This window comes from uncultured Ruegeria sp. (genome assembly GCF_947497005.1).
Taxonomy (GTDB): Bacteria; Pseudomonadota; Alphaproteobacteria; order Rhodobacterales; family Rhodobacteraceae; genus Ruegeria.
The window spans coordinates 93729-111855 of the sequence record NZ_CANMFF010000003.1; the positions used below are offsets into that span (position 1 = coordinate 93729).

Consider the following 18127-nt stretch of genomic DNA (forward strand, 5'->3'; position numbering starts at 1 on the left):
ACCAGAATGAGCGACAAGTTCCTGAACAACACCTACAATCTCGACACTCCTGAAGACACTGAAACGCATTACCAGAACTGGGCCGCGACCTACGAAGATGAGGTCGCGGAACATGGATATGTCACTCCCGGAGGGGTCGCCGCGGCTTTGTGGCAATACCATGCCCACCCCGAAACGCCAATTCTGGACTATGGCTGTGGAACCGGCCTTTCCGGATTGGCCCTGCGCGCAGCAGGATTTGAGGTCATCGATGGCATGGATCCGACCCCCAAAATGCTGGAAGAGGCAGAGGCCAAGGGTGTTTATCGAACCCTGACCGGTTTTGACATCACCAAGCCGGCCCCGCTCAAGCGCGGCGGATATTCGGTGATAACGGCAATCGGTGTTATCGGTCAGGGTGCGGCGCCACCTGAGACATTCGATGTGTTGATGCACGCTTTGCCCAAGGGTGGGATTCTGGCGTTTTCCTTGAATGATCACGCGTTGGCTGATCACAAGTTTACATGCCGCCTGACGGATTGGGTCGACATGGGGGCGGCCCGTTTGTTATTTCATGAACACGGGCCACACTTGCCTGGCATCAACCTTAACTCAGACGTGTATGTAATAGAAAAAGCGTGACTTTCAGAACGCGCTTCGCGCCATCCCCAACCGGTCCACTTCACCTCGGGCACGCGTATTCAGCGATGATCGCCAGCGACATGGCCAAATCCGAAGTTGGTCAGTTCTTGCTGCGGATCGAAGATATCGATCAGTCCCGCTCGCGTCAGCAGTGGGAGGATCGGATTTGCGATGATCTCAATTGGCTGGGGCTGGCATGGCCGGAACCGGTAATGCGGCAATCGGATCGCATGAATGTCTACGACACCGCACTGGATCAGCTATGGGCGCAGGGTCTTTTGTATCCCTGTCACTGCAATCGAAAGGACATTACCGCCGCCGCAAGTGCCCCTCAGGAAGGTGTACCGCCGCTTGGGCCAGACGGAATAATCTATCCCGGAACATGCCGAAAGATCCATGAAAGCTTAGACTTAAGCCAACAACTTCGACCGCAACACAACGCGTTGCGATTGGATGTTGCTAAGGCCTGTCAAGCGATCAGCGACCCAACGAGGTTTAATTTCTCTGAACTTGGCGCAGGACCTGAAGGAGAATCCGGTACCATCACCTTCACCTCTGATGAGTTAGAAACCACCATCGGAGACGTTGTTCTGTCCCGTCGGGACATGGGCACCTCGTATCACTTGTCTGTCGTGCTTGATGACGCGGCACAAGGGATCACCCGGGTTATCCGAGGTCGGGACCTGTTTGAAGCCACCCGTATTCATGTCCTGTTGCAGATGCTGTTGGACCTTCCGACACCCGAGTACCATCACCACGATCTGATCCGTGATAAAGCGGGCAAGCGACTGGCTAAACGCGATGACGCGCGTGCGATTTCGAAATATCGGGCTGAAGGCGCCAGCCCAGCAGACATTCGGCGTATGGTTGGGCTTTGACCTTTTACCCCTTACACCATCGGGGCCATCAGTTCCGTCTCGTTCCCGCCCCGCACCGCAGTATAGAAGCACGTCCGACGGTTGGTGTGACAGGCCGCCCCGGTTTGGCGCACTAGAACCAACAGGCAATCACGATCACAATCGATACGGAAATCCACCAGCTCTTGCACATGGCCTGAGGTTTCGCCCTTGATCCAAAAGGACTGACGAGATCGCGACCAATAGGTTACCCTGCCCGTTTCCAATGTCTTTTGGAGGGCCTGTGCATTCATCCACGCCATCATCAGAACTTCGCCTGACGCATCATCCTGTGCAATCGCGGGGATCAATCCTGCCTCGTTATATTTCAGGGACGTTGGATCAAACACGACGGGATCAGACATGACAAAAACCTTTTGCATCCGGTGGGCTGGTCACTATGTATGAGGAACACACGACGAGGGAAAGCCATGAGCGGCGAGAACGATCTGATAAAGCTGTATTCCGGGCGTATTCTGGCGCTGGCAGCAGACATTCCTCATCTGGACCGGCTGGAAGATCCGGATGCAACCGCCAAGAAACGCGCACCGTTATGTGGTTCGACAGTGACGGTTGATGTGAAAGTTCAGGACGGCCGGGTCAGCGCCTTTGGACAGGATGTAAAAGCCTGTGCGTTGGGACAGGCGTCAGCTTCTGTCGTCGGGGACGCCATACTAGGAACCACGCGTGCACAGATCGAAACCGCGCGCGAACAGTTGGCTGCGATGTTGAAAAAAGACGGTCCTGCTCCTGATGCGCCCTTCGATGGCCTCGAGGTACTCTTGCCCGCCCGCGACTATAAGAATCGGCACGCTTCAATCCTGCTGGCCCTGGATGCAACCGCCGAAGCCATGGCGCAGGCGGAACAGGCAAATTGCGCCTGATTGTAGCTATTTGACGTAAACCCGTTTACTCTCCGTCCAGATTTTAGGAGGGATGGGTTTGAATAATCTTCTTGAGCACTTTGTGACACTTTGGGTCGTAATTGACCCGATAGGCACAATACCTGTTTTTATCGCCGTCACCGCGGGGCTCAGTGTTGCAGCCCGGCGAAAAACGGCCCTATTGGCCTCGCTCATAAGCGCTGGGGTACTGCTGTTTTTCCTGGTGTTTGGCCAATTGTTGATCGAGGCGCTGGATATCGGTCTGAATTCATTCCAGGTGGCCGGAGGTATCATCCTGTTCCTGTTTGCACTGACCATGATCTTCGGTGAAAGCAAACAGGAGATCGAACAGCGGCAAGCTGAAGAAGACCAGGAAGACAAGTATCACAAACAAAACCCGGCGATTTTTCCCCTCGCCGTGCCCTCACTGGCCTCACCCGGGGCGATGCTGGCCGTCGTGATCCTGACGGACAACCACCGGTACAGTGCAACGGATCAAGGGATCACCGCATTGGTCATGCTCTCGGTACTCGTGGTTGCCTTTATTCTTATGCTTATGGCTGAACCGATCATTCGCCTGATTGGTCACTCGGGAGCGGCGATCATCAGCCGTATCATGGGGATGATCCTGGCCTCGGTCGCGGTCAATTCCGTTCTCTCCGCGCTACTGGAAATCTTCAAAACCGGCCAATTATAAAAAAACCGCCGCACCTTCCGGGCGAAAGGGCGGCGGCAGGCATTGCGTGTCTCGCGTGGGGTCCGGTTCACCGCGCGGGGCCGAGGCATGGCCCCTCAAGGGGTTTGGGACAGGCAGGTCACCCTTGACTGAAATGGGGATGACAGCGCGGTTTTTCGGCACGAGATCGCAGGCAGAAAGGCTTAGAAACCAACCGGCAAGTGAAGGGCCACCATCAGGATCACGACCAAGGACATCACGCCAACTGCATCCTGAAAGATGGTCGATTGCGCGCGGCTGAAAGCGGTCTTGATCTGGGTCAGCATAGGGTCACCTCCGGTCAGAGTTTTAATCTTTTGTTGACCTTTTGTTCTCATATTTACCCAAGTCAGTAAAGAACTTTTTGAGAACATTAGTGAACTTTTCAGAACATATCGCCTAACCCACTGAAATCAAACGGATCGCCTGATCCTGCTTCATCAGCCAAAGTAGAACACGCGCCGCGCGCCCCCGGTCTGAGGTCAGTCTGGGGTCGGCAGTCAGCAAAGCCCGGGCATCAGATTGGGCCACAGCCATCAATCCAGCCTGACGTTCCAGATCGGCAATGCGGAATTTCGGCAGACCCGACTGCGCTGTTCCGATCAGATCCCCGGCCCCGCGCATTTCCAGATCGGTTTCAGAAATGCGAAACCCGTCTTCGGTTTCGCGCAGAACCTTCAGCCTTTTGCGCCCGCCGTCGCTGAGCGGCGGTTGATACATCAACAGGCACGTCGAGTCCGCGTCGCCGCGCCCCACACGACCACGCAATTGGTGCAGCTGAGCCAGGCCAAAAATCTCGGCCCTTTCAATGACCATGATCGTTGCGTTGGGCACATTGACCCCAACTTCGATCACCGTCGTGGCCACCAGAACCTTGGTCTCACCGGTCTGAAAGGCGCTCATGGCCGTGTCTTTGTCGGCAGGTGGCATCTGCCCATGGACCAGCCCGACCACACCTTCACCCAGAATGGCGCGCAGACGTTTGAACCGTTCTTCGGCTGCAGTCAGGTCCGAGACCGCGGATTCATCAACAAGCGGACACACCCAATAACATTGCCGCCCCTCGTCAATCGCACGCCGTAAATGCGCGACAACCTCATCCATGCGCTGGGTGGTGACAATCGCCGTCTTGATCGGTTTACGTCCTGGCGGCTTTTCGTCCAGCACCGAGACATCCATGTCCCCATATTGCGCAAGCGCCAGACTGCGTGGAATCGGCGTCGCCGTCATTACCAGAACGTCGGCACCCTGCCCCTTTTCCGACAACTCCATCCTCTGCCGAACGCCAAACCGATGCTGTTCGTCTACGACTGCCAGTCGCAGAGCCTTGAATTCCACATCACTCTGAAACACGGCATGGGTGCCCACCAGAATATGAATATTGCCCAGTTTCAGAGCCTCAAGCTTGGCTCGACGCTCGGCACCTTTGTCGCGTCCGGTGAGCAGTTCCAAAACCACCCCGGCCTCTTCGGCCAATGGCCGCAACCCTTCCAGATGTTGGCGCGCAAGTATCTCGGTTGGGGCCATCATCACCCCCTGCCCGCCGGCCTCGACCGCGATCAGCAAGGCCATGAAAGCCACCAGTGTCTTACCCGCCCCCACATCGCCCTGAAGCAGCCGGTTCATCCGAGCGTCTGATGCCATATCTGCCGAGATTTCCGCGACCGCGCGGCTTTGGGCTCCGGTCGGGCGATAAGGAAGGCTGGCCAGCACCTTGGATTGCAAAGTTCCCGTCGCAACGCTGACAATTCCACGGGATTTTCGTTCCCGTTGGCGGGCCAAGGCCAGTGTCAACTGATGCGCAAAAAGCTCGTCATAGGCCAAACGCTGCCGCGCGGGTGCAAAGGGGGCGACGTCATCCGCCCCTTGAGGATTGTGCCCGGCTTGAATGGCCGAAGCCCAATCCGGCCAGTTTTGTTGCGCCACCTGCGCAGGGTCGATCCATTCCCCAAGCTCGGGCGCGCGCGCCAACGCGCTGCGGCTGGCCTTGAACGCGGTTTTCTGGGTCAACCCTTGTGTCAGATGATAGACCGGTTCGAATTCCGGGATTTCTTGGGCCTGTTCGACCGGTAGCATGTGGTCCGGATGCACCATCTGGGCCAAGCCGTCGAACAATTCCAGCTTGCCTGAAACCACCCGGCGCGATCCCTCAGGCAGCACCTTTTTTAGATAATCCCCGCGTGCATGAAAGAAGACCAGCTGGAAATCGGCCTGACTGTCTTCGACATGAACGCGATAGGCCCCACCCTTGTTGCGCGGGGGGCGATGCGTGCCCACCGTCACTTCAACTGTCAACGTGGCAGGAAGATCAGCGCCCTGAATCGTGTCGCGCCTGCGCCGATCAACCACCGCGTATGGCAAACCAAACAGAACATCGCGCGGGCTTTCCACGCCGGTCTGTGCCATGACCTGCGCAGTCTTTGGGCCGACACCGTCCAGCGTCTCCAATCCCGCAAAAAGCGGGAAAAGCTGTTCGGGCCGTCCGGTCATGCGCCTTCGACCAGCTGCAACCAACCATCCTCATCCAAGGTTTCGATTCCCAGTTCTGCGGCCTTTTTTGCTTTCGATCCAGCGCCAGGACCTGCAACCAGAATATCGGTTTTCTTGCTGACCGAGCCTGAAACTTTCGCCCCCAACGCTTCGGCCCGAGCCTTGGCTTCGGCGCGCGTCATCTTTTCCAACGTTCCGGTAAACACAACAGTTTTGCCTGCCACTGGACTATCCGACGCGGGTGAATCTGGTTCAACGACCGTCAGTTCCTTGTGTAACGTGTCAAATGCGCGCCTCTCTTCCTTATTTGCAAACGCGTCGGACAGAGACAGACCAAGCGTTGCGCCGATCCCATCGATACCGATCAGATCAGACCAAGCCGCATTGGCCTCTGAAGGAACACAGGCTGCTACAATGGCCGCATCACGTACTTCTTTGACGCGGGCACGGCGGCCTTCGTCCAGCGCCGCTACCCGTTCAGAATCTTCCGCCTCATCCGCTTGACGTTGAGCCAGAGCAGCGGGGCGCGCGGCGTCCAGCGCTTGCGCCATGGCATCCCAATCGCGATAATACAGCGCAAGATCACGCGCGCCGACCTCACCCACATGTCGAATACCCAAGGCAAACAACAGGCGCGCAAACGGAATTGTTCGTTTTTCGTCGATTGCGGCAAACAGATTTCCAGCCGAGGTCGCACCCCACCCGTCACGGTTCTTGAGACGCGCCAGATTGCCGTTGTCCCGGTGTTCAAGTGTGAAGATATCCGCGGGCGTATTGATTGGCAGAATCGGATCGTCGTGGAACATCTCGATCTGTTTTGCGCCCAGCCCTTCAATATCAAAAGCCTTGCGTGAAACGAAATGTTTCAATTTTTCAACGGCCTGAGCTGGGCAGATCAAACCACCCGTGCAGCGGCGCACCGCGTCGCCCTCCTCGCGGATCGCATCACTCTGACATTCCGGGCAGAGGGTCGGAAAGGCGTAGGGTTGCGCATCGGCGGCACGTTTGGACAGATCAACATCCGACAGTTTTGGGATCACATCCCCGGCGCGATAGACCTGTACCCAGTCGCCGACACGAATATCCTTGCCGTCGCGGATCGTGCCGCCCCTGGCATCGCGCCCTGCGATATAATCTTCGTTGTGCAAAGTGGCATTGGACACGACGACCCCGCCAACAGTTACCGGCTGCAAGCGCGCCACGGGGCTGAGTGCCCCTGTCCGTCCGACCTGAATATCGATCGCCTCCAATCTGGTCCAGGCCAGTTCGGCAGGAAACTTGTGGGCGATGGCCCATCTTGGTGTGGTTGAGCGAAATCCCAAGCGCGTCTGAAGCGACAAATCGTTTACTTTGTAGACGACCCCGTCGATGTCATACCCCAAAGTCGCACGCTGGGCTTCGATATCCCGGTAATGCTCCAGCATCTCTCGGGTCGTGTCGCACAGACGGGTCAGAGTATTGGTTGAAAATCCAAGCGATTCCAGCCGCTCAATCGCCCCCATTTGCGAGACGCCCAATGGTTCTGAAATCTCTCCCCAGGCGTAAGCGATAAAGTGCAACGGGCGGGAGCGCGTGATTTCCGGATCCAATTGCCGCAAGGACCCCGCCGCCGCGTTACGCGGATTCGCAAAAAGCTTGCCGCCTCGGTCCGCTTGTCGTGCATTCAATGCTTCGAAATCTGCGTGAGACATGTAAACCTCACCCCGGACTTCCAGGACGTCAGGCGCGTTTTTCAGTTGCTGAGGGATATCGGATACCGTGCGGGCATTAGCCGTTACATTCTCACCGACTTCCCCATCTCCGCGAGTCGCAGCCTGAACAAGCTGGCCGTTTTCATACCGCAGTGACAATGACAGGCCGTCAATTTTTGGCTCGGCTGTGAATGCAAGCTTTTCCCCCGCACCAAAACCCAGGTATTTCCGGATTGATCTGTCGAAACCCTCAACATCCGCGTCATCGAAGGCGTTGCCCAGTGACATCATTCGGATTGCATGTGTGACCTTCGAAAACCCATCTGCTGGCTTGGCTCCGACCTGATCGGAAGGGCTGTCCATTCGTTTCAGGTGAGGGAAGTGTGCTTCAATCTCAGCATTGCGACGTTTGAGTGCATCATAGTCCGCATCCGACATGTCAGGCGCGTCAGCCGCGTGATACAGCTCATTGGCTTTCGATAGCATTTCGGCCAGACGCGCCAATTCGGCGCGCGCCTCATCTTCTGTCAGCTCGGAAACGGAAATGGAATTGCTCATGGCCTCGCCCTGTCACGCGTTCTTGGACCTCAGTGATAGGGCGAGGCCATGGCCAGGTCCAGACGTGCTGAGCCGTGAGTGCAAAGTGCCGCCCTGGACCAACGGCGGCACAGGTGGTTCTGATCAGAGGCCGACGGCCATCCGTGTTTCGTCCAAAGTGTTGCTTTGCGGGTCGCGCAGCACGTAACCACGCCCCCAGACAGTTTCGATATAATTCTCGCCGCTGGTCGCATTGCTGAGCTTTTTGCGCAGTTTGCAAATGAACACATCAATAATTTTCAGTTCCGGTTCATCCATGCCACCATAGAGGTGATTCAGGAACATCTCCTTTGTGAGGGTCGTACCCTTTCGTAGGCTGAGCAATTCCAGCATCTGGTATTCCTTGCCGGTCAGATGCACCGTCTTGCCATCCACTTCTACGGTCTTGGCATCCAGATTTACCGCCACGCGCCCCGTATGGATGATAGATTGCGAATGCCCTTTGGACCGGCGAATGATCGCATGAATACGGGCCACCAGCTCTTCGCGATGGAATGGTTTGGTCAGGTAATCATCCGCGCCAAATCCGAAACCCTTAATCTTGCTTTCAGTGTCATCCGCGCCGGATAGAATCAGAATTGGCGTTTCCACCCTCGCGATCCGCAATTGGCGCAGTACCTCATGCCCGTTCATGTCCGGCAGGTTCAGATCCAGCAAAATCAGATCGTAATCATAGAGTTTCGCCAGATCGATTCCTTCTTCGCCAAGATCCGTCGCGTAAACGTTCAGGTTCGCATGCGTCAGCATCAGTTCGATGCTTTTGGACGTGGTCGGATCATCCTCGACAAGAAGTATGCGCATTTTTCACTGCTCCAATTCGGGTCAATAATTCCAATTAAAATTAAACCTGACCAAGAATGGTTAATCTGACGTTACCGTTGAATTATTTATTCACACTCTCCTTTAGGTTGTCGATACTTTTTTAGCGCCGTCGCTTTCAATGCCTCAACGCCGTGCTCTACGACCAACGACACCCAACCGTTGAACTCTTCGTCGCTGATGCCGTATTTCCTTTTTGCGTCCGACAGACTGATCAAACCGTAAAGTACTCCACGCACGACAAGAATCTTGCGTGACGCCACCCATCGCCTTGTGTTTGCGGGCGGCAGATCGGCATGCGTCAAAATAGATCCATCCGGCAGAGCAACAGACCTTGGCCCTTCAACTTTGTGCAAATACATCGCTTTACCCTTCTTGCTGCACCAAAGCTGGCACCAGCCTACTTAAGGTCGCGTGAAACCGCCCCTTGAGAGTGTGTAGAATTTTCTTATATTCTGCCGGTCTTTCTTAACCCGGAATGGAAACTGCAATGGCCCTCGATACCGAGACCCCGCTGAACTCGCTTGGCTTTGCCAAACCGCCCTCGGAAACGCGGGTGGTCGTGGCGATGTCCGGTGGCGTCGACAGTTCCGTTGTCGCGGCCTCTCTAGCTGATCAGGGTTATGACGTGGTGGGGGTAACCCTGCAGCTTTACGATCACGGTGCCGCGCTGGCCAAGAAAGGCGCCTGCTGTGCAGGGATCGACATTCATGACGCACGTCGCGTGGCCGAAGAGCGTGGATTTCCACATTACGTTCTGGACTATGAGAATATCTTCAAGGACGCCGTGATCGACGAATTCGCGGATAGCTATTTGGCCGGTGCAACCCCCGTACCCTGCATCCGCTGCAACGAACGGGTGAAGTTCAAGGACCTGCTGGAAACCGCCAAGGATCTTGAGGCTGATTGCATGGCCACCGGTCACTACATCCAACGCAAATTGGGCGCCAACGGACCAGAACTGCACAGCGCCGAAGATGCCAATCGCGATCAGTCCTATTTCCTGTTTTCGACCACTCCCGAGCAACTGGAGTTCCTGCGCTTTCCGCTGGGCCATCTGCCCTCCAAAGACGCAACCCGTGAAATGGCAGCTCAGTATGGGCTGTCCGTAGCTGACAAACCCGACAGTCAGGACATCTGCTTCGTGCCCGATGGCAATTATGCCAGCGTGATCGAAAAACTCCGCCCTGGTGCAGCGGAACCTGGTGAGATTGTTCACGTCGATGGCCGCGTTCTGGCGCAGCATAACGGCGTGATCCACTACACCATCGGTCAACGGCGTGGGCTTGGCATCGGCGGGCTTAGCGACCCGCTTTATGTCGTTAAACTGGACGTGGACAAAAAGCAGGTCGTTGTCGGCCCCAAAGAGATGTTGGCTACACGCGTCGTGCCGGTGCGTGAGATCAACTGGTTGGGCGATGAACCCTTCACCTCGCGCGATGAATGGCATCTGTCAGTCAAAGTCCGATCAACCCGCCCCCCACGTGAGGCGATTATTCGTCCATTGTCCGAGACCACAGCGGAAGTCGAACTGCTGACACCCGAGGAAGGTATCTCTCCGGGGCAAGCCTGTGTTTTCTATGCAAGTGACGACAGCCGCATCTTTGGTGGCGGCTGGATCTGGCGCGGGTATTAAGTTGAAACCGGTTCAACCTCGGATTCGATCTGAATCTGCAGTGCATCGTTGAACCGGTTGAACGCACCGCACAAGGCGATGCGCCAGGTCAGTTCGACGATCTGGGCATCTGTGAACCACTCCCGCAGGTCAGACACTTCAGCATCACGCATGCGGCCCGACCGGGTCGTGACAGCTTCGGCATAGCGAACAACTGCCTTGTCACAGTCATCCAGTTCCGGATGATCTTTGACGTCTGGCAGGCGCGCCGCACCTTCGGGGCTGAGGCCCGCCACCGTCAGCAACGGTGTATGATGCGAGATGCAATAATCGCAGGCGTTCAGTTTCGACACTGTCACCATGGCCAGTTCCAGAGCTCGACGCGGCAGGTTCTCCTGTTGCCGCAGCGTGGTCAGCATTCCGGTGACATGTTCCAGAACCGGGGGGCAATAAGCGGCCACGCGGGCCCAGTTGTCAAACGGCCCATACGCGCCCAGGGCCTCGTGGAATGCGCGCGCATTGTCGGTCATCTGCGGGTCCGACAAAGGGGAAATGCGGGTCATGGTGAAAGCTCCTTTTTCGGTCAAGATATCTCAGGTTCCGGTCTCTGCGACAGCCGTCTAAAGATCACATATCCGAGACACAGTGCCTCCACCGCTTATCAAATGATATCGGTGGGCGAGTTGAACAGAATATAGAGCCCAACACAGACCATGATGTACGGCGCAATCCGATCCAGCCGGGCGACGCGCGGGCCAAGGCTTTTGGCGCGGGGCGCACCCCATGCTGCAACCGCAACCAGACCAGCGGCCGCAGTGACAGAGCCAACCAACGCTGCAACCCGATAAGAAGGAGCTGAGTCCGCAAATAAAGGCGTCATAACGGCGAAACTATCGATCGATAGGCTCAGGAAAAGAGTCACCACCGACGTCACGGCCCCTTTTGCCTCTGCGTCGTCGTTCTCCGTCTTGCGAAATTGCTGCCAGATACCGCGCAAGCCAAACACCAGTGGGACAATGCCAAGGTAGCCGATCCAAAATGGCAGACCGCTTTGGTTCAGGCCCACTGCCACGGTCATGGCCAAAGTCAAAACGATCGCCTGCGCGACTGCAAAGCCTGCGATGGCGCGGCGCTGCTCCATCACCAGAATCAAGCCAAGCAGGACGGCCAGATTGTCCAGGTTGGTGGATATCATCGCGATCCCGGATGATATCGCGAACAACGCGTGATCAAGCATAGTCAATCCGCATTCTGTCCAACACGGCCCGTGCCGCGCGTAAACCGGGGGCTTCTCCGCCTCGTCCCAACCGATCCATGGTCAGGTTCATGGCTTTCTGCTGCGCGTCCGGTGCGTCGGCCACATTTCGCAAGGCTTCTGCTATCTTTTTAGGCCGGCAATCATCCAGAAGACATTCCGGAACGGCGCGCGTTTCCGAGACCAGATTGACCAGTGTAACGGTGTCCAGCTTGACCATCCGTTCCGCCATTTTCTGTGTCAGCCAATTGAGCTTGTACGCTATGACCATCGGCGTGTTCTGTGCAGCCAGTTCCAGCGAAACTGTGCCCGAGGCAGCCAGTGCAATATTTGCGGCGCCAAAGGCCGCAGTTTTATCTGCCCCGGCCCGATCTGCGCTCACTTGGCGAGGATCAAGTACCAAAGGGCTGCCGGGCCAGTTGGGCACCAAAGAGTTTATCAGATCAGTTGTTGCGCCCACGGTTGGGATCACAACGCGGAAATCAGGGTGATCGTTCAAAAACAGTTGCAATGCGCCGCTGAATGACTCCGCCAGACGTTCGATCTCACCCCGCCGTGACCCAGGCAAGGCCAGCAGGATCGGTGCGTCCCCCAGATCGAAACGGTTCCGGAACGCCGCGATCTCTTCTGGCGTGGCCGTAGGTTCGCTGGCCACAGGATGACCGACAAAGTCACATTCCATCCCTGCCCGCTCCATATATGGCGGCTCAAAAGGAAGAAGCGCCAGCACATGGTCGATGACCTTTGCCATCTTGTCGGCGCGCCCCGGTCGCCAGGCCCAAACACTGGGGGCAACATAGTGCACGGTCCGGATTTTGCTGTCGGCCTTTACGATCTTGGCCACGCGCAGGCTGAAATCAGGGCTGTCTATGGTGATCAGAACGTCCGGGTTTGTGTCCAGCACCGCCTGTGCCGTCTCTGAAATCCGCCGCTTGAGGTGGAAAAACTTCGGCAAAACTTCGACCAGACCCATTACCGAGAGTTCTGACATAGGAAACCGGCTGGCTAGGCCCTGCGCTTGCATCAGCGGTCCGCCTACCCCATCGAATTCAACATCAGGGATCAGAGTCTTCAACCCCTCCATCAAGGCGCCACCCAACCGATCGCCCGAAGGTTCACCGGCGACCAGAAATATACGCATCAGACCGCCCGCTCGCGAATGTACAGGAACAGACCCAGGCGGTTACACTCGGCGATGACATGGTCCTGTTGCAGAACCAGAACACCGCCTTTCTCGAGAACGATACCGGATAACCCCGCAGCCACTGCGTCTGTGACGGTATCGGGTCCGATGGCAGGTAAATCTGCGCGTCGGTCTTGATCGGGTTTGGGCCCCTTGAACAAAATACCGCCACCCGCATCCGGGCGTTGCGTCAGAGTTTGTAACATCCAGGAGGTGCCAAAGATCCCTTCGATTGCCAGTGCCTGCCCTCTGGACACAGCACAGGCTTGCCCTGTGTCAGCGATCCCTATCGCACGCAGAATGCCCGCCGCACGGTCGGCATCGGCCATGTCGGCGTCGGACGGCTGCGCCTCGGTCAGGCATCCCAAGGGCGGCAACAGTCCGGGTGCGATTTCGTGCGCAGCGCGCACGTGCAGACCGGCGTTTTCCAATATACCGATAACAGCTCGCAAAGCCCCGTCATCACCCGACATAATGGCCTTCTGGATCACCGGAACCAACGGCATGGTCGCTGCATCAATGCGGGTGGGGTCGATGGGCGGGCGCCGAACCGCTCCGGCCAGACAGATTTCGGTTACTCCCTGCACCGTCAGATCAGCAATGAAGCTGCCGAGTTGCTCAAGCGGGAACACAATATCCGCAGTCAAGTCGTCGGGCAGAAACCCTTCCATCGCACAGATCAAAGGTTGTTCCGTCAACTGGGCGACCACTTCGGTCGGTAGCGCCCCGGTTCCCGCAATCAACGCAAGCATGATCCTATTTCCTCGGGGTCAGGAAGGAGCGATCAGTGTGACCAGTGACAAAATCGACGATTTGCTGAACGTAGTCACTTTGGTTACCCTCACCGATCCGGCCAGCGCGATCCATAAAGGTTCCGTCGCCGTCAGACAGTTCCTTGAACGCAGCACGCAGTGCCGAGATATCTTCGCGCGATACACCTTTGCGTTTAAGACCGACAAGGTTAAGACCGTCCAGCTCACCCCTTGATGCTTGCACCAAACCATAGGGAATTACGTCCTTGGGCACCATCGTCAGCGCACCAATGATTGCCCCACGCCCGACGCGCACCCATTGGTGCAGGCCCGAGATGCCGCCGACGATCACATCGTCTTCGACAATACAATGACCCGCAGCACCGGCGTTATTGACCATGATAACCCGGTTGCCCATCTGTACGTCATGGGCAACATGAACTCCTGCCATCAGCAGGCAATCATCACCGATCCGGGTGACGCCACCGCCACCGTCAGTACCGGTATTGATCGTGACATGTTCCCGAATGCGGTTGCGTTCACCGATTTCAAGGCGGGTATTTTCGCCACCGAATTTCAGATCCTGCGGGATTTCACCAATCACCGAAAAATTGAATATCACCGTATCACTACCGATCGATGTATCACCGGTCACAACCACATGCGATTTCAATTCGACCCGATCAGCCAGTTTCACCTGCGCGCCCACAAAGCAGAACGGACCGATTTTACAGTCTTGTCCGATCTGCGCACCGTCTTCGACAATCGCGCTGGGGTGGATACCGCTCATGTTGTCTTTTCCATATCCCAGTCCACATAGGCCGAGAATTCAGCCTCGGCAGCCACGTCACCATCGACAGTGGCACGGCCGCTGAACTTGAATAGCTTGCCACCCTTTTTGCCGCGAACCGTTTCCACATGCATTTCCAGAACGTCACCAGGTACAACCTTGCGGCGGAATTTGCACTTGTCGATGCTCATGAAGTAAATCAGCAACTCGGTGTCGATGACATCCATCCCAACACCCAGCATCACGCCTGCGGTCTGCGCCATCGCCTCGACAATAGTGACACCTGGCATGATCGGTGTTCCGGGAAAATGGCCCTGAAAATGCGGCTCGTTCATGGTGACATTCTTGATGCCGCGCGCCGATTGATAGCCCGAGATATCAACCACCTTGTCGACCAGCAAAAACGGATAGCGATGCGGCAGGATCCTCTGGATCAGCTGAATGTCGGCGCTTTTGGTTTCAGTGCTCATGATGCAGATGTCCTGTTTTGGGTGTTTCTTTTTTTGCGTGGTTAGCAATACAGCAACCCAAGGGCAAGCGAACCTATTCGCCCTTGCCCTCCTGCAACCCGCTTCCATCACCGATTACCGCGTCAATTCGTGTGATCGCGGCCTCGGTGATGTCCGATGTGCTGACAACGACGTTGGATCGTTCGATCATCACGCTGGCACCGAATTCCCGCAACAGATCGACAAGCACTGGGCGTACGATCTCGAAAAAGGTTTGTTGCGCTTCTTCGCTGCGGCGCGCCAGAACGTCAAGTTTTGCCCTTTGCCCCTCACGGTGGGACTGAACCTTGAGATCAAACGCCTCGGCCAGCGGGCGAAACTCTTCGGCCGGCAATGTGGCGCGCTGATCCGTAAGTTCCCTCTCCTCGCGGCTCAGTTCCGCCACGATCCGTTCGTTTTCTTCGGCCAGCAATGCGCTTTCTTTTTCGATTTCGCGCAAAACGCGTTGTCCGAAGGCCGATTTGGTAAAAAGCTCTTCGCCGGACAAAGTGACTACGCTGGCTTGTGGTACGCCCAGCTGCTGCGCATTCACCAAAGGCGCCGAGACTACCGCCAGAAATGCACACAGGGCCCAAAGCGGGCCCTGAGTAGTTGTAAGCAATCTGTACAGCATCCTAGATCAGAACCGGGCCTGGATGGTCAGGTCAAAATTCTGTTCCTTGTCAAAGGTTTCTTTTTTAAGGGCTTTCGAGAAGTTGAACTGCAATGGCCCGAAGGGTGTTTCCCACAGAACCGACACACCAACTACGTGGCGGATAGATCCGCTGGCACCTACGATGTTCGCGCCTGCTGTGTTCACATCATCGATGTTGTACAGATTGCCGACGTCGTAGAACAGACCACCGCGAAGACCCAGCTCCTCGGGCAGACCCAGCGGGAAGTCGGTTTCAAACCGGGCTACCCAGTAATAGTTGCCGCCAATGGCATCATCCTGACCGTTGGACAGATCGCGCGGGCCAAGGCCTGCGGGTTCAAATCCGCGGAATGTGTTGGGGCCCAACACGAATCGGTCGATGGTGCGGCTGAAATCATTGCCCGTCCAGTTCAGAGCGCCGAGTTCCAGGGTTGCGCGCAAAACAACTTCTTCATTCCAGACCCGCGTTTGGGCGATACCGCGCGCTGTGGTTTTGAAGTATTTATTGTCGCCACCCAGCCCTGCTGCGTCAACACCGACCTCGAACAGGACGCCCGAGTTCGGATCCAAACCGCCACGGCGGCTGTCATAGATGTATGACAGGCCCAGCGAGCTGGTCGACCGTTCGCCCTGTGCGATTTCCGAGGAAATTACCGCGCCATTGATCTCGTTGTCCTGCTGCGTCATCTCGCTGCGTTCCCAGCCGTAACGGACCCGTAGAGATGACAGTTCACCAATCGCGTAGGTCAGTTGCGGCGTAAAGAACAGCGCGCTGGTGTCGTAACTTGCGAACCCGGAATTGGTGGCTGCCAGACCCAGACCAAGATCAAATCGCAGTTTGCGGCCCAGCAAATAGGGTTCGGTAAAGTTAATCGTGTACTGTTCCGAATCCTGCGCAGTAGAAATCGACACGCCGAGGTTCTGACCTCGGCCAAGGAAGTTGGCCTCGTTCAGACCGATCGCAATCCCGAAACCGTCCGTGACCGAGTAGCTGCCGCCGAGGCTCAGTGAACCGGTGGGTTGCTCTTCGACATCCACGTCCAGAATTACCTGGCTGGGCGACGAACCCTCTCGTGGTTCCACTTCCGCCACAGCAAAGAAGCCCAACGCATTGATCCGTTCAGCTGCCTGGCGAATTTCACGCGGGTTGAACGGGTCACCCTCGACGGTGTCGAACTGACGCCGGATCACGCGGTCCAGTGTGGTGGTGTTGCCTTCAATATCGATACGCTCAACAAAGATTCGCGGACCTTTTGTCAGGACAAACTCGATATCCAAGGTTAGGTCGCGATCATTGCGCGTGACGCGAGGTTCGACGCGCAGGAAATCCACACCTTGTTTCAAACCAAGACGTTCCTGCCGCGCAATCGAGCTTTCAACAAGCGTCGGCGTATAGGTCACGCCAGGCTTGATTTTCAAAGCTTGCTGATAAGGCGCGGCATCCACACCCGGGATTTCGCTAACGGTTGTGATCTTCCCGAACGAGAATTTCTGTCCTTCGGTCACGTTCATCACCAGGAAAAACGCATCCCGTTCACGGGTGAACTCGACATTGGCGCTGTTTACACGGAAATCGACGTACCCCCGCGACAGGTAGAAATCGCGAATGACCTGCTTATCGAACTCGATACGGTCACCAATAAACGTGTCGTTCCGGAAGAATGTCCGCAGGATCGTTGCCTGCTTGGTTTCCAGAACTCGGCGCAAACGGCGATCAGAAAAAGCACGGTTGCCAACAAAGCTGACACGTTCGACTTCAATAGTGGTGCCTTCTGCCACTTCAAAAACAAGATCGACCCGATTGTCGCTGCGGCGAATGATCCGTGGGATAACGGTCGCGGCCACGCGGCCTTGGGCCGAATACACTTCGGCGATCATATCGGCATCAGATTCGGCCACTTGCGGTGTAAAGACTCGACGCGGCTGAGACTGGATCACATCCAGCAACACGTCATCCTTGACGCGACTGTTGCCCTCAATGTTGATCTGGTTGATCGTCGGGTATTCCTGCACCTCGATGACCAGTGTTGAGCCACGCGGCGTTAATTCGACTGTCTCAAATACACCACTGTCAAGCAAACGCTGATACGCATCGTTGAGCTGACCTGACGTGACAGTCTGGCCGGGTTCGATTCCCGTTCGGGCAATGATCGTACCGGTTTCGATCCGCCGATTGCCTTCAACGTCAAAGGAGTTGATCGTAAAGTTCTGCGCCTGTGCTGCATGCGGAAATATCAGTAAGCTCGCTGCAACAAAAAGGAAAAGAACCGTTAGCGCCTGCCACAAAATATTGTTTGTCGGCAATTGCTCCCCGCAGGATGTGCCCGCCCCTGGCCTGTCAGTCATTTTGTGCTCTACCCAGAATTTTAAGACTTTAATGCTGAGTAGCGGGATTGAATGAGCTTGTCAAAAGGCGAAATCAAAGCAATCCGGAAGACTGCATTGTGTTTCATGGTCTTCGATTTCAAGTAGAATCACATGGTCGCCAAATAGGCCGCACCTGCCATCGCCAACGCAGTAACCGCAAAGCTCAGCAGAACGTCCCAATTCAACAGGAACAGGAAGCTAAAGCTCTGGTACGATTTTCTCAGCGTTTTGGTCATGGCGTTTCCCTCAGACGCAAAGAGAATACCGTCAAATTAAGGCAATAATGCGGCTCAAATTTGGACTGCGCGC

20 protein-coding genes are annotated in these 18127 nt (G+C 56.2%); 5 read left to right on the plus strand and 15 right to left on the minus strand.

Annotated elements, in window-relative coordinates; genetic code table 11:
* Positions 1–6 precede the first annotated feature (6 nt).
* Both Q0816_RS05245 and gluQRS read left to right on the plus strand, forming a co-directional pair.
* Positions 7–621 (plus strand): methyltransferase domain-containing protein, encoded by a 615-nt coding sequence (locus Q0816_RS05245; protein WP_298848351.1) that lies wholly within the window; start codon positions 7–9, stop codon positions 619–621.
* Entirely contained in the window at positions 618–1499 is an 882-nt protein-coding gene (gene gluQRS / locus Q0816_RS05250) for a tRNA glutamyl-Q(34) synthetase GluQRS (protein ID WP_298848353.1), read from the plus strand. Before Q0816_RS05245 ends, gluQRS begins: the two co-directional genes overlap by 4 nt.
* A gap of 11 nt (positions 1500–1510) precedes the next feature.
* Here the strand turns inward: gluQRS and hisI are convergent, their stop codons facing one another.
* On the minus strand, positions 1511–1900 hold the full coding sequence (gene hisI / locus Q0816_RS05255) for a phosphoribosyl-AMP cyclohydrolase (RefSeq protein ID WP_298848354.1): 390 nt from the start codon (positions 1898–1900) through the stop codon (positions 1511–1513).
* 48 nt (positions 1901–1948) lie between these two features.
* Between hisI and Q0816_RS05260 the strand changes: the two genes are divergently transcribed.
* The gene (locus Q0816_RS05260) at positions 1949–2401 is read left to right on the plus strand and encodes an iron-sulfur cluster assembly scaffold protein (protein WP_298848357.1); all 453 of its coding nucleotides are present in this window, start codon (positions 1949–1951) and stop codon (positions 2399–2401) included.
* A 58-nt stretch (positions 2402–2459) separates the two neighbouring features.
* Positions 2460–3098 carry a MarC family protein gene (locus tag Q0816_RS05265; protein WP_298848358.1) on the plus strand — a complete coding sequence of 213 codons (639 nt, stop codon included), beginning with the start codon at positions 2460–2462 and terminating at the stop codon, positions 3096–3098.
* A gap of 182 nt (positions 3099–3280) precedes the next feature.
* Here the strand turns inward: Q0816_RS05265 and Q0816_RS05270 are convergent, their stop codons facing one another.
* From Q0816_RS05270 to Q0816_RS05290, 5 genes are all read right to left on the minus strand, one after another.
* A complete protein-coding gene (locus Q0816_RS05270; protein WP_256364009.1) occupies positions 3281–3403 on the minus strand; it encodes a hypothetical protein in 123 nt (40 codons plus the stop codon).
* A gap of 112 nt (positions 3404–3515) precedes the next feature.
* Positions 3516–5606: an ATP-dependent DNA helicase RecG gene (gene recG, locus Q0816_RS05275; protein WP_298848362.1), complete on the minus strand. Its 2091-nt coding sequence runs from the start codon at positions 5604–5606 to the stop codon at positions 3516–3518.
* Entirely contained in the window at positions 5603–7855 is a 2253-nt protein-coding gene (gene ligA, locus Q0816_RS05280) for an NAD-dependent DNA ligase LigA (RefSeq protein ID WP_298848364.1), read from the minus strand. The genes recG and ligA overlap by 4 nt, the downstream gene beginning before the upstream one ends.
* Before the next feature lie 123 nt (positions 7856–7978).
* A complete protein-coding gene (gene ctrA / locus Q0816_RS05285; protein WP_298848366.1) occupies positions 7979–8695 on the minus strand; it encodes a response regulator transcription factor CtrA in 717 nt (238 codons plus the stop codon).
* An 86-nt stretch (positions 8696–8781) separates the two neighbouring features.
* Positions 8782–9075, minus strand: a complete 294-nt coding sequence (locus Q0816_RS05290) for a DUF1153 domain-containing protein (protein ID WP_298848368.1) — start codon at positions 9073–9075, stop codon at positions 8782–8784.
* Positions 9076–9203: 128 nt separating this feature from the next.
* Between Q0816_RS05290 and mnmA the strand changes: the two genes are divergently transcribed.
* Complete coding sequence (gene mnmA, locus Q0816_RS05295; protein ID WP_298848370.1) at positions 9204–10349, plus strand: tRNA 2-thiouridine(34) synthase MnmA; 1146 nt, start codon at positions 9204–9206, stop codon at positions 10347–10349.
* Here mnmA and Q0816_RS05300 read toward each other — a convergent pair.
* The 9 genes from Q0816_RS05300 to Q0816_RS05340 form a co-directional block, all read right to left on the minus strand.
* Positions 10346–10891 (minus strand): carboxymuconolactone decarboxylase family protein, encoded by a 546-nt coding sequence (locus Q0816_RS05300; RefSeq protein WP_298848372.1) that lies wholly within the window; start codon positions 10889–10891, stop codon positions 10346–10348. The two genes, mnmA and Q0816_RS05300, sit on opposite strands and share 4 nt — an antisense overlap.
* A 98-nt stretch (positions 10892–10989) precedes the next feature.
* The gene (locus tag Q0816_RS05305; RefSeq protein WP_298848374.1) at positions 10990–11565 is read right to left on the minus strand and encodes a hypothetical protein; all 576 of its coding nucleotides are present in this window, start codon (positions 11563–11565) and stop codon (positions 10990–10992) included.
* Entirely contained in the window at positions 11558–12724 is a 1167-nt protein-coding gene (gene lpxB / locus Q0816_RS05310; RefSeq protein WP_298848376.1) for a lipid-A-disaccharide synthase, read from the minus strand. The genes Q0816_RS05305 and lpxB overlap by 8 nt, the downstream gene beginning before the upstream one ends.
* Positions 12724–13518, minus strand: a complete 795-nt coding sequence (locus Q0816_RS05315; protein ID WP_298848378.1) for an LpxI family protein — start codon at positions 13516–13518, stop codon at positions 12724–12726. The genes lpxB and Q0816_RS05315 overlap by 1 nt, the downstream gene beginning before the upstream one ends.
* 4 nt (positions 13519–13522) lie before the next feature.
* Positions 13523–14308, minus strand: a complete 786-nt coding sequence (gene lpxA / locus Q0816_RS05320) for an acyl-ACP--UDP-N-acetylglucosamine O-acyltransferase (RefSeq protein WP_298848380.1) — start codon at positions 14306–14308, stop codon at positions 13523–13525.
* Positions 14305–14778 carry a 3-hydroxyacyl-ACP dehydratase FabZ gene (fabZ, locus tag Q0816_RS05325; RefSeq protein WP_298848382.1) on the minus strand — a complete coding sequence of 158 codons (474 nt, stop codon included), beginning with the start codon at positions 14776–14778 and terminating at the stop codon, positions 14305–14307. Before fabZ ends, lpxA begins: the two co-directional genes overlap by 4 nt.
* 73 nt (positions 14779–14851) lie before the next feature.
* The gene (locus Q0816_RS05330) at positions 14852–15418 is read right to left on the minus strand and encodes an OmpH family outer membrane protein (protein WP_298848384.1); all 567 of its coding nucleotides are present in this window, start codon (positions 15416–15418) and stop codon (positions 14852–14854) included.
* An 18-nt stretch (positions 15419–15436) separates the two neighbouring features.
* Entirely contained in the window at positions 15437–17797 is a 2361-nt protein-coding gene (gene bamA, locus Q0816_RS05335; RefSeq protein ID WP_298848386.1) for an outer membrane protein assembly factor BamA, read from the minus strand.
* 128 nt (positions 17798–17925) lie between these two features.
* Positions 17926–18054 carry a hypothetical protein gene (locus Q0816_RS05340; RefSeq protein ID WP_298848387.1) on the minus strand — a complete coding sequence of 43 codons (129 nt, stop codon included), beginning with the start codon at positions 18052–18054 and terminating at the stop codon, positions 17926–17928.
* Positions 18055–18127: the final 73 nt, after the last annotated feature.